General features: G+C 62.9%; 16 protein-coding genes and 1 tRNA gene. 11 read left to right on the forward strand and 6 right to left on the reverse strand.

Annotated features, from left to right (window positions below; all coding sequences use genetic code 11):
* Position 1 precedes the first annotated feature (1 nt).
* From P1U48_RS10025 to P1U48_RS10040, 4 genes are all read right to left on the reverse strand, one after another.
* Positions 2-1,669 (reverse strand): hypothetical protein, encoded by a 1,668-nt coding sequence (locus P1U48_RS10025; RefSeq protein WP_301068840.1) that lies wholly within the window; start codon positions 1,667-1,669, stop codon positions 2-4.
* 61 nt (positions 1,670-1,730) lie between these two features.
* Positions 1,731-2,303, reverse strand: a complete 573-nt coding sequence (locus tag P1U48_RS10030; RefSeq protein ID WP_301068841.1) for an HD domain-containing protein — start codon at positions 2,301-2,303, stop codon at positions 1,731-1,733.
* On the reverse strand, positions 2,300-2,533 hold the full coding sequence (locus tag P1U48_RS10035; RefSeq protein WP_301068842.1) for a hypothetical protein: 234 nt from the start codon (positions 2,531-2,533) through the stop codon (positions 2,300-2,302). The genes P1U48_RS10030 and P1U48_RS10035 overlap by 4 nt, the downstream gene beginning before the upstream one ends.
* 4 nt (positions 2,534-2,537) lie before the next feature.
* A complete protein-coding gene (locus P1U48_RS10040) occupies positions 2,538-3,191 on the reverse strand; it encodes an alpha/beta hydrolase (protein WP_301068843.1) in 654 nt (217 codons plus the stop codon).
* A gap of 184 nt (positions 3,192-3,375) precedes the next feature.
* Here P1U48_RS10040 and P1U48_RS10045 point away from each other — a divergent pair, with 184 nt between their 5' ends.
* The 10 genes from P1U48_RS10045 (at position 3,376) to P1U48_RS10090 (ending at position 11,902) form a co-directional block, all read left to right on the forward strand.
* Entirely contained in the window at positions 3,376-3,855 is a 480-nt protein-coding gene (locus P1U48_RS10045) for an Rrf2 family transcriptional regulator (protein ID WP_301068844.1), read from the forward strand.
* Between the two features lie 94 nt (positions 3,856-3,949).
* The gene (locus P1U48_RS10050; RefSeq protein WP_301068845.1) at positions 3,950-4,996 is read left to right on the forward strand and encodes an aminotransferase class V-fold PLP-dependent enzyme; all 1,047 of its coding nucleotides are present in this window, start codon (positions 3,950-3,952) and stop codon (positions 4,994-4,996) included.
* Positions 4,997-5,012: 16 nt separating this feature from the next.
* Entirely contained in the window at positions 5,013-6,548 is a 1,536-nt protein-coding gene (gene sufB / locus P1U48_RS10055) for a Fe-S cluster assembly protein SufB (RefSeq protein ID WP_301068846.1), read from the forward strand.
* Positions 6,549-6,595: 47 nt separating this feature from the next.
* Positions 6,596-6,910: a heavy metal-binding domain-containing protein gene (locus P1U48_RS10060; RefSeq protein ID WP_301068847.1), complete on the forward strand. Its 315-nt coding sequence runs from the start codon at positions 6,596-6,598 to the stop codon at positions 6,908-6,910.
* 2 nt (positions 6,911-6,912) lie between these two features.
* Complete coding sequence (locus tag P1U48_RS10065; RefSeq protein ID WP_301068848.1) at positions 6,913-7,521, forward strand: hypothetical protein; 609 nt, start codon at positions 6,913-6,915, stop codon at positions 7,519-7,521.
* 38 nt (positions 7,522-7,559) lie between these two features.
* Positions 7,560-8,312, forward strand: coding sequence for a Fe-S cluster assembly ATPase SufC (sufC, locus tag P1U48_RS10070; RefSeq protein WP_301068849.1), 753 nt, complete (start codon positions 7,560-7,562; stop codon positions 8,310-8,312).
* Positions 8,312-9,601, forward strand: coding sequence for a SufD family Fe-S cluster assembly protein (locus tag P1U48_RS10075; protein ID WP_301068850.1), 1,290 nt, complete (start codon positions 8,312-8,314; stop codon positions 9,599-9,601). Before sufC ends, P1U48_RS10075 begins: the two co-directional genes overlap by 1 nt.
* On the forward strand, positions 9,601-10,089 hold the full coding sequence (locus tag P1U48_RS10080) for a YIP1 family protein (RefSeq protein WP_301068851.1): 489 nt from the start codon (positions 9,601-9,603) through the stop codon (positions 10,087-10,089). Before P1U48_RS10075 ends, P1U48_RS10080 begins: the two co-directional genes overlap by 1 nt.
* The gene (locus P1U48_RS10085; protein ID WP_301068852.1) at positions 10,086-10,685 is read left to right on the forward strand and encodes a Yip1 family protein; all 600 of its coding nucleotides are present in this window, start codon (positions 10,086-10,088) and stop codon (positions 10,683-10,685) included. Before P1U48_RS10080 ends, P1U48_RS10085 begins: the two co-directional genes overlap by 4 nt.
* Positions 10,685-11,902, forward strand: coding sequence for a cysteine desulfurase (locus P1U48_RS10090; protein ID WP_301068853.1), 1,218 nt, complete (start codon positions 10,685-10,687; stop codon positions 11,900-11,902). The genes P1U48_RS10085 and P1U48_RS10090 overlap by 1 nt, the downstream gene beginning before the upstream one ends.
* Positions 11,903-11,905: 3 nt before the next feature.
* Here the strand turns inward: P1U48_RS10090 and P1U48_RS10095 are convergent, their stop codons facing one another.
* Both P1U48_RS10095 and P1U48_RS10100 read right to left on the reverse strand, forming a co-directional pair.
* Entirely contained in the window at positions 11,906-12,463 is a 558-nt protein-coding gene (locus P1U48_RS10095) for a TetR/AcrR family transcriptional regulator (protein ID WP_301068854.1), read from the reverse strand.
* Positions 12,460-12,762 carry a PaaI family thioesterase gene (locus P1U48_RS10100; RefSeq protein ID WP_301068855.1) on the reverse strand — a complete coding sequence of 101 codons (303 nt, stop codon included), beginning with the start codon at positions 12,760-12,762 and terminating at the stop codon, positions 12,460-12,462. Before P1U48_RS10100 ends, P1U48_RS10095 begins: the two co-directional genes overlap by 4 nt.
* Before the next feature lie 318 nt (positions 12,763-13,080).
* Here P1U48_RS10100 and P1U48_RS10105 point away from each other — a divergent pair.
* Positions 13,081-13,157: transfer RNA gene (locus P1U48_RS10105), tRNA-Arg, on the forward strand.
* The last annotated feature ends 156 nt before the right edge of the window (positions 13,158-13,313 follow it).

Below are 13,313 nucleotides of genomic sequence, written 5' to 3' on the forward strand. Positions count from 1 at the left end.
CTTACCCGCAGCACCCCTGCATCGCCGCCTGGGCGCAGAAGCAGGACGCAGCGACCTCGACATCTGCCCGCGCCAGGGCGAAATCCAGTTTCTGCCGCAGCGCGATGATCTCGACCTGTTCGCCGCGCGCCTCAAGACAATCGTGCAAGCCCTTCAAAGACCAGACATTATCAGGATGGATGCAGGCCCGGGGCAGGCCGGGGGTCAATCCCAGATCCAGCCGGTATTCCTGTTCGGCCTCGGCAACAAACCCCTGTTCAAACAGCAACGCCCCCAGCGCATGACGGGCCGGTTGCATCCAGCCCCAGGGCTCATCATAGGGCAGCGCGTCGTCAAGCGCGGCAGAGCGGCGCAGCGCGGCGAAAGCGGCGTCGAAATCGCCCTGCCGATAGAGGATCTCACCGCGCAGCATCTCACGGGCAATCGCCAGCAGGTCGCTGACCCGGTTGATATGCAGATAGCGCCCCTCTGGCACCAGATCGGCCGCGGCGTGAAAGCGCCGTTCAAATTCCAGCGCCTCGCGCAGCTCGCCCAGGGCGGCATGGGCCAGCGCCTTGGCATAGAGCAGGGTGGCATTCATCGTCGCGTAAAGCGTTGTATCCTCGGGCAGATCCATCGCAATCAGCTCACGCCATTTGCCGAAGCGGATCAGGATATGCGGCTCCATCGCCAGATAGGCTTCGAAATAATCCGCCATTGGCGGGCTTTCGATCCGCAGCATCTCTTCGGGCGTGGTGTCGCGCATGCCGCGCGCCGCCGCCAGCGCCGGTTGCATCTGGCCGAGGAACAGCGCGCCATAGATGGCAAAATGGTAATTGTGCTGCCGGTAACCGGTGTAGAAATTCATCCCGCCTTCGCGGGTATAGAATTTCAGATCGGCCTTGATCGCCATTTCGTTCCAGTGGAGCGTGTCGCGATAGGCACCGACCTGCACGTCGATATGGGTCGGCATATGCACCAGATGCCCGGCGTCGGGCACCAGATCGCGCAGTGCATCGGCGGCTTTCAGCGCCCGTTCCGGGGTCGGCGACATTTCCATCAGATGGATGTAGAGATGCAGGATCCCGGGATGTTGCATCGCCAGCGGATCAGCGTTCAGCGCCGCCTCAAGCAGTGTCTGACATTCCAGCGTATCGGCCCCGGCGGCCGGGGCGCCAGTGGTCAGATCCCACATTTTCCACGGCGTTCTATTCAGCATCGATTCGGCAAAAATCGTTCTGATGGTCAGGCTTGCAGGGTGTTCCTGATGCGCTGACCGCATCGCTTGGGCAAAGGCATCGTCCCAGGGCCGCTGATCCTGGATCGGGTCTGTCTGTGGATAGCGGACAGGCAGGGCGCGGATCAGCGCCGCCTCTTCCGGGCTGACATTGTCGGCCAGGGCCAGCGCCGTCTGGCTCGCCTCATGCGCGGTTTTCAGGATGTTGGCGCGGGTCGGCTGATCCATCAGCAGCCAAGGGTAATTGTAATTCGGCCCGGTGGCATAGGCGATGCCCCAATGCGCCATGGCACAATCGGGATCCTGGTTCAGCGCCTCCTGAAAACAGCCGACCGCCGCTTCGTGATTATAGCCAAAGGTCCAGTTCAACCCGCGGTCAAACCAGAGCTGCGCCGCCGCTGATCGGGTGGTGACGGGATAGGAATAGGGGCCAAGGTCGTAATAATCCGGCATATGCGCCTCCGCTGACGGCCCAGCCTTGCTTAGAGCGCGACACTTGCCAAGGGGGCGCACCCTAGCGCGACAGAAATGCGCGCACTTTCGGTGCGATCCAGGTCCAGAGATTTGGCGCGCCATGGGCGATCTTGGCGCCGACCCGGGCCTCGAACATCTCATAGCTGACCGAATAGTCGCGCCAGGAGCCGCCGCCAGAGGCGAGGTTCAGGTTCGGCGGCTGAAACCGGTCGACGGATTTGGCAAACCGGGCGTCGGGGGAGTCATTGGCTTCGAATTCTTCCCAGAGGGCGCGCAGCTCGGCGCCCTGATCCGCTGGCAGCAGCCCGAATATCCGGTCGGCGGCGGCGGATTCGGCGACGGCAACAGCGGCGGAATCAACCTCGCCATAGATCGGCGCGTCACCGGCGTCGATTTCCACCAGATCATGGATCAGCAACATCCGGATCACCCGGTCGATGGCGACATCCTTGCCGTGTTCGCCCAGAATCAGCGCAAACAATGCCAGGTGCCAGGAATGTTCGGCGGAGTTTTCGCGCCGGGAATCATCGGCGATCGGGGTGGCGCGCAGAATCGATTTCAGCCGGTCGGCCTCGATCAGAAACGCCATCTGCGCGTCGAGGCGGGCAGTCATCGCGGCGTGGTCGTGCTGCGGTGCTGCTGCAACCGCCGCGCCAAGAGTTCGCGGCCCTTGCGTTCGGCCAGGCGCACCCGGATATCGGTTAGAAAGGCCTCTTCCAGGGTCTGGGAAGCGGCGCCGATGATTTTCGACACCTCCATGAACAGCCGGTGGTCGCCGGTTTCGTCCATTGCCTTCATCACGTCTTCGCCCAGTTTTGAGGCGAGTTTTTCCAGTGTTGACATGCGTTTACCGTGAGGTTTCTGTGAGCCGCCGTTTCACATAATCGCTGACCGTGCCGATCATCGTGTCCATATGCGGTTCTTCAAAGAAATGCCCGGCGCCCTCGATCTGTTCATGGGTGACGGTGATGCCCTTTTGCTCTTGCAGCTTGCCGACAAGGGTTGCGGTGTCGGCAGGCGGTGCCACCCGGTCGGCGGTGCCGTTGATGATCAGCCCCGAGGACGGGCAGGGCGCCAGGAACGAGAAATCATACATATTCGCGGGCGGGCTGACCGAGATGAAACCGGTGATTTCCGGCCGCCGCATCAGCAATTGCATGCCGATCCAGGCGCCGAAGGAAAATCCTGCAACCCAGCAATGTTTGGAATTGTTATTCATCGATTGCAGGTAGTCGAGCGCCGAGGCGGCATCGGACAATTCGCCGATTCCCTGATCATATTCGCCCTGGCTGCGTCCGACGCCGCGGAAATTGAACCGCAACACGGTGAAGCCCATTTTGTGGAACGAATAATGCAGGTTGTAGACAACCTTGTTGTTCATCGTGCCGCCGAATTGTGGATGCGGGTGCAGGATGATCGCAATCGGCGCGTCGCGCTCTTTTTGCGGGTGATAACGGCCTTCGAGGCGGCCTTCGGGGCCGGCGAAAATGACTTCAGGCATGGTTTGGCGCAGGCTCCTGCGGGCGTCGCGGGAATTCTTGACGAATTCGCTCGGGCACATTAGAACAGTTCTAAGTCCGGGTTGGTCCGGATCGGGCTAACCTGCGAGATAAGCGTTGGTGCCCGGAACGTCAACAAAGTCTGAACAGAAGCTGGCCCAACGGGTCGGCTGGAGGGTCGTGCGAATGAAGCTGAGCACCAAGGGGCGATATGCGATGGTGGCGTTGGCCGATATCGCATTGCAACCGGCAAACAGCCTGGTGACCCTGGCCGAGATCGCCCAGCGTCAGGCGGTGTCGCTGCCCTATCTGGAGCAGCTTTTTGTCAAGCTGCGCCGCGCCGGGCTGGTGGACTCGGTGCGCGGCCCCGGCGGCGGCTATCGCCTGGCCCGGCCCACCGCCGAGATCAAGGTGGCCGATGTTCTGGCGGCTGTCGATGAGACCGTCTCGGCGCTGCACAAGGGGGCCGGGGCCAGTGGCGGGCTATCTGGATCGCGGGCGCAATCGGTGACCAACCGGCTGTGGGAATCGCTCAGCGCCCATGTCTATGTGTTTCTGCATCAGACCAGCCTGGCCGATGTGGTCGGCAATGGGCTGACTCCCTGCGCGGCGGTGCCGGCGCTGTTCACCGTCGTCGATGACGTGGCGGATGAGGTGGCACCGTGAACCGGGGCCGGCACATCTTTCCCGGCATCGGGCCTGTGCCGGTATCGACCCTCCGGGGGGAATATTTTGGGCAAGATGAAGCCCGGGGTGGCGCATGAGCGGGCGGGTCTATCTTGATCACAACGCGACCACGCCGCTGCGCGCCGAGGCGCGGGCGGCGATGATCGCGGCGATGGATGTCAGTGGCAATCCGTCCAGCGTGCATGCCGAGGGGCGGGCGGCGAAGGCGCTGATCGAGCGGGCGCGGGCGCAGCTGGCGGCGGCACTCGGGGCCGAGGGGGCCGATATCGTCTTTACCTCAAGCGCCACCGAGGCGGCGGCGCTGGCTCTGGCCGGGCGTGATCTGCATTGTGGTGCGGTCGAACATGATGCGGTGCTGGCCTGGTGCGTGGATGACCTGCCGGTCGATGGGGCCGGACAGGTTGCGGTGGGCGATTCGGCGCGGGCTGCGCTGCAATTGGCCAATTCGGAAACCGGGGTGCTGCAGGATCTGCCGGACGGTTTGATGCTCAGCGATCTGACGCAGGGTTTTGGCAAGCTGCCGCTGGCCTTCAATTGGCTGGGATGCGACATGGCGCTGGTGTCGGCGCATAAGCTGGGCGGGCCAAAGGGCATTGGCGCGCTGGTGCTGAAACGCGGTACCGAGCTGGCGGCGCGAATTCGCGGCGGCGGTCAGGAAATGGGCCGACGGGCGGGCACCGAGAATGTGATCGGCATCGCCGGGTTTGGCGCGGCCGCCGCCGCGGCGGCGCGGGATCTGGCCGATGGGCTCTGGGACGCGGTGGCCGCGCGACGCGATGGGCTGGAGGCGCGGCTTGCGGCGGAGGCTGAGGGACTTATGTTTGCGGGCAAGGACAGCCCGCGCTTGCCGAACACCTCTTGCCTGGTCGATCCGGGCTGGAAGGGTGAAACCCAGGTGATGCAGATGGATTTGCAAGGCTTTGCGATCAGCGCCGGCTCGGCCTGTTCCAGCGGCAAGGTGCGGGCAAGCAAAGTGCTGCGCGCCATGGGCTATGACGAGACCGCCGCCGCCAGCGCCATCCGGGTCAGCCTGGGGCTGAACACGACCGAAGACGAGATCATGCGCTTTGCCGATAGCTGGCTGGCCCAACGCAGGAAGCATCGCGCCCGCGCGGCGTGAGGATGAGAGGTTTGCAATGACCACTATGGACCGCCCAAGTGGCAGTGACACCGGTGTCAAGGATGGCGTCGATCAGGAGACGGTGGATGCCGTCGCCCTGGCCGGCACCTATAAATACGGCTGGAACACCGAGATCGATACCGATTACGCGCCGATGGGGCTGAACGAGGATATCGTTCGCCTGATCAGCAGCAAGAACAAGGAACCGGCCTGGATGACCGAGTGGCGGCTGGAGGCCTATGCCCGCTGGTTGACCAAGAAAGAGCCGGATTGGGCGATGGTCGACTATCCCGAGATCGATTTTCAGAGCCAGTATTATTATGCCCGGCCATCGAGCATGGCGGTGAAGCCGAAATCGTTGGATGACGTCGATCCGAAGCTGCTGGCCACCTATGCCAAGCTGGGTATCCCGCTGAAGGAACAGATGATCCTGGCCGGGGTCGAGGGCGCCGAGGCGGTCCCGGCCGAGGGCCGCAAGGTGGCGGTGGATGCGGTGTTTGATTCCGTGTCGCTCGGCACCACCTTTCAGGATGAACTGAAGAAGGCCGGGGTGATCTTCTGCTCGATCTCCGAGGCGATCCGCGAGCATCCCGAACTGGTCAAGAAATACCTCGGTTCCGTGGTGCCGGTCAGCGATAATTTCTATGCCACGCTGAATTCGGCCGTGTTTTCCGATGGCTCCTTTGTCTACATCCCGCCCGGGGTGCGCTGCCCGATGGAGCTGTCGACCTATTTCCGCATCAATGCCGAAAACACCGGTCAGTTCGAACGCACGCTGATCATCGCCGACAAGGGCAGCTATGTCTCTTATCTGGAGGGCTGCACCGCGCCGAAACGCGATGTTGCGCAGCTGCATGCGGCGGTGGTTGAGATCATCATCGAAGAAGATGCCGAGGTGAAATATTCCACCGTCCAGAACTGGTATCCGGGCGATGAGAACGGCAAGGGCGGGATCTACAACTTTGTCACCAAGCGCGCCGATTGCCGGGGCGACCGGGCCAAGGTGATGTGGACCCAGGTGGAAACCGGTTCTGCGGTCACCTGGAAATACCCCTCCTGCATCCTGCGCGGCGATGATTCACAGGGCGAGTTCTATTCGATCGCCATCGCCAACAATTACCAACAGGCCGACACCGGCACCAAGATGATCCATCTGGGCCAGCGCACCAAGTCGCGCATCGTGTCCAAGGGGATTTCCGCAGGCCATGCGCAGAACACCTATCGCGGCTTGGTCTCGATGCATCCCAAGGCGCAGGACGGGCGCAATTATACCCAGTGCGACAGCCTGTTGATCGGTAGCCAATGCGGGGCGCATACGGTGCCCTATATCGAAGTGCGCAACAATTCCGCCCGGGTCGAACATGAGGCGACGACCTCCAAGGTGGATGACGATCAGCTGTTCTATTGCCGCTCGCGCGGGATTGGCGAAGAGGCGGCGGTGGCGCTGGTGGTCAACGGTTTCTGCAAGGAGGTGTTGCAGGCGCTGCCGATGGAATTCGCCATGGAGGCGCAGCAACTGGTGGCGATTTCCCTGGAAGGATCGGTCGGATAGCGGTTTCCGATGGGGACCGAGGCCCGGAACTGAATGAGGTTTGAGAAATGATCATCACAACCACCCCGTCGATCGAGGGCCACAAGATCACCGCCTATCGCGGTGTTGTCGTCGGTGAGGCGATCATGGGTGCCAATATCGTTCGGGATTTCTTTGCCAATATCACCGATATCGTCGGTGGCCGCGCGGGCGCCTATGAGGCCAAGCTGCAGGATGCTCGCGACACCGCGATGGCTGAACTTGAGGATCGCGCCGCGACGCTCGGCGCCAATGCGGTGGTCGGGGTCGATCTGGATTACGAGGTTGTCGGCGATTCCATGTTGATGGTCTCGGTCTCTGGCACTGCGGTGGTGATCGACTAGCGATGCGGGATTCGGCAGACACCAAGGCCCCGGTTGCGCGGCCCGAGCTGACCTTTCCCGAGGCCGAGGCGGCGTTGCTGCGTGCCGAATACGAACGTGCCGCGGTGATCCTTGAATATGGGTCTGGCGGGTCGACGGTGCTGGCCGGGGAACTGCCGGGCAAGCAGGTGACCAGCGTCGAAAGCGACAAGGCCTGGGCACAGATGATGCGCAGCTGGTTTGCCGCCAATCCGCCGTTGAGTCCGGTGGATATCGTGCACCACGATATCGGCCCGACCCGGGAATGGGGGCACCCGGAGAGCGATCAGGGCTGGAAACGCTATCCTGGCTATCCGCTCAAGGTCTGGGATCGCCCGGCGTTTCAGCCGCCGGACCTGGTGCTGGTCGATGGTCGGTTTCGGGTCGGCTGCGCGCTGGCCTGCGCCTTTCGCAGTGCCAGGCCGCTGGTGATCCTGTTCGATGATTACGCCGGGCGGCCACAATATCACGAGGTTGAGGATTTTATCGGCAAGCCAGAGCTCACTGGACGGCTTGCCCGGTTTTCCGTTGCACCGATGGCGGTGCCGGTGGATCGGTTGTTGCGGGTCACACAATTGCTGTCGAGACCCTGATGGATACGCCGCTGGCGCGGCAAGAAAAGGTAGGAAAAATGCTGGAAATCAAGAACCTGCATGTCAAACTTGAAGAAGAGGACAAGGCAATCCTCAAGGGCGTGAATCTGAGCATTCAGGCCGGTGAAGTGCATGCCATCATGGGCCCGAACGGGTCTGGCAAATCCACCACCTCCTATGTGCTGGCCGGGCGCGAAGGCTATGTGGTGACCGAGGGCAGCGCGACGCTGGACGGCGTCGATCTGCTGGATCTGGACCCGGAAGAGCGCGCCGCTGCCGGGCTGTTCCTGGCCTTTCAATACCCGGTCGAAATTCCGGGCGTTGGCAATATGACCTTTCTGCGCACCGCGGTGAACGCGCAGCGCAAGGCGCGCGGCGAGGAAGAGCTGAGCGCGGCGGATTTCCTGAAACTGGTGCGCGAAAAGGCCAAGGCGCTGCAGATCGACGCCGATATGCTGAAACGCCCGGTCAATGTCGGGTTCTCTGGCGGTGAGAAGAAGCGCAACGAGATCCTGCAGATGGCGATGCTGGAACCCAAGATGTGCATTCTGGATGAGACCGATTCTGGTCTTGATGTGGATGCGATGAAGCTGGTGGCCGAAGGCGTGAACGCGCTGCGCTCGGAAGGGCGGGCATTTTTGGTTATTACGCATTATCAACGGCTTCTCGACCATATCAAACCCGATGTCGTGCATATCATGTCGGCGGGCCGGATCGTGAAATCCGGTGGGCCGGAACTGGCGCTTGAGGTCGAGACCAATGGCTATGCCGAGTTTCTGGAGGAGGCGTGATGGCGTTGGTACACCCGAAACCGGACGCGACCGAAGCCCGGCTTGCGGCGCTGTCCGCGCCAGAAAATCCCGGCTGGACCGCGGCCGCCCGTGATGCGGCGCTGACCCGGCTGCGGGCAATGGGCCTGCCGATCCGGCGCGATGAATATTGGAAATACACCCGCCCCGACAGCCTGACCGCCGCCGAGGTCACCCCGGCCACGGCGCTGGCCCACGATGACGAGGCACCGATCTTTGCCGCCACCGAGGCGCTGCGCCTGGTGTTTGTCGACGGGGTGTTCGACGCCGAGGCCTCGGACGCGCCGGAGCTGGCCGGCGTCAGTGTCGAAATGCTGAGCGCGGCGCAGGGCAGCGATCTGCATTGGGCGCGCGGGCTCTATGGTGTGCTTGAGGCACGCGGGCAATCGCCGGTTGCACGGCCATTGGCGGCGCTGAACACCGCCGGTGCCAGCGACGGGGTGTTGATCCATGTCAGTGCCAAGGCCGCAAAGCCGATCCACCTTGTTTATGTCCATAAATCAGAGCGTTCGGATGCAATCCTACATCATTGCATCAAGGTCGATGCGGGCGCCGAACTGACCCTGCTGGAAAGCGGCCCGGCGGCGGCGCGGTTGAACAAGGTGATGGAGGTCGAGATTGCCGATGGCGGGCGATTCCAGCATGTGCGGGCGCAGGGGCGCGACCATGACCGGCGTGCGGCGACCCATATCTTTGCCCGGCTGGGGCGCGAAAGCACTTTCAAGAGCTTTACCCTGACCGCCAATGGCGTGCTGACCCGCAATGAATGTGTGATCGAATTCACCGGCGACGACGCGGTGGCGCATGTCGCGGGCGCAGCGCTGGGGGACGGCGATTTTCACCATGACGACACCGTGTTCATCACCCATGACGCGGTGAATTGCGAGAGTCGCCAAGTGTTCAAGAAGGTGCTGCGCAACGGTGCCACCGGGGTGTTTCAGGGCAAGATCCTGGTCAAGGACGGGGCGCAAAAGACCGACGGCTACCAGCTGAGCCAGGCGCTTTTGCTGGACGGCGACAGCCAGTTTCTGGCCAAGCCTGAGTTGGAGATCTATGCCGATGACGTGGCCTGTTCGCATGGCTCGACCTCGGGTGCGATTGACGAGACGGCGCTGTTTTACCTGCGCTCGCGCGGGGTGCCCCTGGGTGCGGCGACGGATCTGTTGACCCAGGCGTTTTTGGCCGAAGCGGTGGAGGAGATCGAGGCGCCGGATCTGCGCGACGAAATCGTTGCACGGTTGGCCGCCTGGCTGGAGCGTCGGCGCGGCTGATGTCGTTTCTTGCCGATATTGCAGCCACCTATCGTGGTCCGGGGCGGCGTCTGCGCGTGGTTCTGGCGCGTGGCCAGCGCGAGGATCGGCTGTTGGCGATGGTGATGATCGGCTGCGCGCTGGTTTTCGTGGCGCAATGGCCGCGTCTGGCGCGCCAGGCCTATGCCAGTGGCGAGGATCTGAACCCGCTGCTTGGCGCCAGCCTGCTGGCCTGGCTGGTGATCATGCCGCTGGTGCTTTACGCGCTGGCGGCGCTGGCGCATGGTCTGGCGCGGATTCTCGGTGGGCAGGGCAGTTTCTATGGCGCGAGGCTGGCGCTGTTCTGGGCGCTGCTGGCCAGCACGCCGGTGATCCTGCTGCACGGGCTGGTGGCCGGGTTCATCGGGCCGGGACCGCAATTGACCCTGGTCGGTGCAATCTGGTGCGGGGTGTTCGCGTGGTTCTGGGGCGGCGGGATGCTCGCAGCCGAACGAGAGGGCAAGACATGAGCGTGGAGACATTCAGCCAGGCGTGGTTTCGCGATATGCTGTTGGCCACCATCGGCGAGCCGCGGCGCGCGGCGCGCGAGTTGCTGGAGATCCGCCTGCCGGACCAGGCGCTGTGGACCTGGCTGGGGCTGGCCTCGGTTCTGAACGGCCTGGTTTACAGCCTGACGGTGCCGCCGCAGGTTCAGGTGGCATTTCCGATGCCCGGCCTGCTGCAAAGCCCGATCCTGCTGAGCCTGGTGATGGGCGTGTTGATGGTGGGGATGACCCAGTTCTTCGTCTGGGCCGGCCGCCTTCTCGGCGGCAGTTCGGACTTCCGCCGGATGCTGCAACTGACCTGCTGGCTGCAGACCTTGCGGGTGCTGTTTCAGGTGGTGATCAGCCTGGTCTCGATGCTGTCGATCGGGCTCAGCGGGCTGCTGGCGGTGATCGGCGGCTTCTGGGGGGTCTATATCCTAGCCAATTTCATCGCCGAGGCGCATCGCTTCACCACCCCGATCAAGGCGGTGGCCACCCTGATCATCGGGGTGCTGGGCGTGGCCTTTGCGATGACGTTCCTGTTGGCCCTGCTTGGCCTCGCGCCGACGGAGACGATCTGATGTATGATCTGAGCAAAATCCGTGCCGATTTCCCGATCCTATCGCGAGAGGTGAATGGTAAGCCGTTGGTTTATCTTGATAATGGTGCCTCGGCTCAGAAGCCGCAGGTGGTGATCGATGCGATCACCCACGCCTATGGGATGGAATATTCCAACGTCCATCGCGGGCTGCATCACCTGTCCAATCTGGCGACCGAGAATTATGAGGCGGTGCGTGGCAAGATCGCCCGATTCCTCAACGCCGACGAGAGCGAAGTGGTGATGAATTCCGGCACCACCGAGGGCATCAATATGGTCGCCTATGGCTGGGCCGCGCCACGCCTGCAGCCGGGTGACGAGATCCTGCTGAGCGTGATGGAGCACCATGCCAATATCGTGCCCTGGCATTTCCTGCGCGAACGTCAGGGCGTGGTGCTGAAATGGGTCGACACCGAAGCGGACGGCAGTCTTGATCCGCAAAAGCTGATCGACGCCATCGGGCCGCGCACCAAGCTTGTGGCGATCACCCATCTTTCCAATGTCTTGGGAACAGTTGTTGATGTGAAATCAATTTGTGCCGCCGCCCAGGCGCGTGGCGTGCCGGTGCTGGTTGACGGTTCGCAGGGCGCGGTTCACATGGCGGTGGACGTCAAGGACATCGGCTGTGATTTCTACGCGATCACGGGTCACAAGCTCTATGGTCCGTCCGGCTCAGGGGCGATCTATGCCCGCCGCGAACGTCTGGCCGAGATGCGCCCGTTCATGGGCGGCGGCGACATGATCCGCGAGGTCAGCAAGGACGCGGTTAGCTATAATGACCCGCCGATGAAATTCGAGGCCGGCACGCCGGGGATCGTGCAGATGATCGGTCTCGGCGTTGCGCTGGATTACATGACCGGTCTCGGCATGGATCAGATTGCCGCGCATGAGCGGGATCTGGCGGCCTATGCGACGAGTCGTCTGTCCGGGCTGAATTGGTTGAATATTCAGGGCCATGCCCTTGGAAAGGCCGCAATATTCTCGTTCACCCTGAACGGCGCGGCGCATGCACATGATGTTTCGACCATCCTCGACAAACGCGGGGTGGCGGTGCGGGCCGGGCACCATTGCGCGCAACCCTTGATGGAGCATCTGCGGGTGACCGCGACCTGCCGGGCCAGTTTCGGGCTCTACAACACCCGCGAAGAGGTCGATGTGCTGGTCGACGCGCTGGAGCTGGCGCAGGATCTGCTCGGGTAGGGCTCAGCCGACCAATCGTATAGCCGCCGCTTCTGCGGCCTGGAACGGCACCGGTGACATCTGCGCCCGCGCTTGCGCCACCGCCCCGTCAAGCAGCGCCAGAACCGGCCCGGCCATGTCCGGATCGCCGCCGCCCGCCGCCAGCGCCCGGGCGCAGGCCCGTGTCACATCGACATAGGCCTGACCCAGCCTGGCCGTCAGCTCTGCCTCCTGTGGCACCACTTCTTGCGCCATCACCGAGAACAGGGCGCCCGAGGCATAGCCCGTGCCGGTGACCCAATCGGCGCTCTGGCGAAACAGCACCCCCACCATGGTCGCGGCCGGGCTCGATTTGTCCGCGGACTCGTCGAAATGACGGACGATATCGGCGGCCAGCCAGTCGATGGCTGCGACTGCCAGCGCTGCCTTGCCGCCGGGGAAATGATGATAGAGCGAGCCCTTGGGGCAACCCGACCGCTCCAGTATCTCGGCGACGCCGACGGCGTGATAGCCGCGCATCTGGAACAATTCCAGCGCCGCCTTGACCAGGCGATTGGAGGTTTTGGGGCGCTCTGTCGTCAAATTCTTGGCCGTGGTTCTGGTCGTATGGCGATCGAGGCAAGGGCGGTGGTGCAGGGCCTGGGCGCGGCGCGGTCGGATTCCAGCCAGATCTCGGTCGAGACCTTCGTCATGGTCTTGCCGGACCGAATGGTCTGTGCCTTGGCGCGCAGCCCGTCGCCCATAGCCAGGCGCAGAGAATGCACGGTGAAATTCGAAGTCACGACGTCTTGCCCTCCATTCGCCGATCCTGCCCAAGCACAGGCCGTATGCACTGGCGCGCCGATGCAGCCATCATGAACATAGCCGTGATGCTGACGCATGTCGTCCGGCGATGGCAACAAAATCTCGACCTGACCTACTGCCCGCGGCCAGCCCTTCGAGCCCGGGCCAGCGATTGCCCCCCCGTGCTGACTCTCTGTGCGCCGGGCTTGCCGTTCACATGTGCCAGGGTCGCGGGGCATTGTAGGCGTGTATTCGCCTTCGCAGAACTGGACCGTTTGGTCTGATTCTGTGATGTCGCTGTGCGGCGGTCAAGCGGCCAGGGGGCGCTTGGCCACCGCTTGCCTGCCGAGCGGGCAGGGCAAGCGTCACTTTTCCGATTGCGGGGCCGGGGGGGGATCGCTATATCACGCCGAAATGCACCCGTAGCTCAGCTGGATAGAGCGCTGCCCTCCGAAGGCAGAGGCCATAGGTTCGAATCCTATCGGGTGCACCATCGACTTTCCGCAAGGAATGTCGCCCTTGTTTCCCAAATGGTGGAGAGCGGCAGGCGTTTCAAAGAAACGACGAGAGCCTGCAATGTTCGAACATTGTCTGCCCGGCCGTGCCAGACACTTTTCACAAGAAAAGTGGTCGATATGTCGATGTCAGG

Origin of the sequence: Pseudooceanicola sp. (assembly GCF_029213205.1) — a bacterium.
Taxonomy (GTDB): domain Bacteria; phylum Pseudomonadota; class Alphaproteobacteria; order Rhodobacterales; family Rhodobacteraceae; genus Pseudooceanicola.

Coding starts and splice junctions, on each gene's coding strand:
- P1U48_RS10075 (WP_301068850.1), top strand. CDS start 8,312: ATGGCGTTGGTACACCCGAAACCGGACGCGACCGAAGCCCGGCTTGCG.
- sufC (WP_301068849.1), top strand. CDS start 7,560: ATGCTGGAAATCAAGAACCTGCATGTCAAACTTGAAGAAGAGGACAAG.
- P1U48_RS10090 (WP_301068853.1), top strand. CDS start 10,685: ATGTATGATCTGAGCAAAATCCGTGCCGATTTCCCGATCCTATCGCGA.
- P1U48_RS10025 (WP_301068840.1), bottom strand. CDS start 1,669: ATGCCGGATTATTACGACCTTGGCCCCTATTCCTATCCCGTCACCACC.
- P1U48_RS10035 (WP_301068842.1), bottom strand. CDS start 2,533: ATGTCAACACTGGAAAAACTCGCCTCAAAACTGGGCGAAGACGTGATG.
- P1U48_RS10080 (WP_301068851.1), top strand. CDS start 9,601: ATGTCGTTTCTTGCCGATATTGCAGCCACCTATCGTGGTCCGGGGCGG.
- P1U48_RS10100 (WP_301068855.1), bottom strand. CDS start 12,762: ATGCGTCAGCATCACGGCTATGTTCATGATGGCTGCATCGGCGCGCCA.
- P1U48_RS10050 (WP_301068845.1), top strand. CDS start 3,950: ATGAGCGGGCGGGTCTATCTTGATCACAACGCGACCACGCCGCTGCGC.
- P1U48_RS10060 (WP_301068847.1), top strand. CDS start 6,596: ATGATCATCACAACCACCCCGTCGATCGAGGGCCACAAGATCACCGCC.
- P1U48_RS10030 (WP_301068841.1), bottom strand. CDS start 2,303: ATGACTGCCCGCCTCGACGCGCAGATGGCGTTTCTGATCGAGGCCGAC.
- P1U48_RS10045 (WP_301068844.1), top strand. CDS start 3,376: ATGAAGCTGAGCACCAAGGGGCGATATGCGATGGTGGCGTTGGCCGAT.
- P1U48_RS10065 (WP_301068848.1), top strand. CDS start 6,913: ATGCGGGATTCGGCAGACACCAAGGCCCCGGTTGCGCGGCCCGAGCTG.
- P1U48_RS10085 (WP_301068852.1), top strand. CDS start 10,086: ATGAGCGTGGAGACATTCAGCCAGGCGTGGTTTCGCGATATGCTGTTG.
- sufB (WP_301068846.1), top strand. CDS start 5,013: ATGACCACTATGGACCGCCCAAGTGGCAGTGACACCGGTGTCAAGGAT.
- P1U48_RS10040 (WP_301068843.1), bottom strand. CDS start 3,191: ATGCCTGAAGTCATTTTCGCCGGCCCCGAAGGCCGCCTCGAAGGCCGT.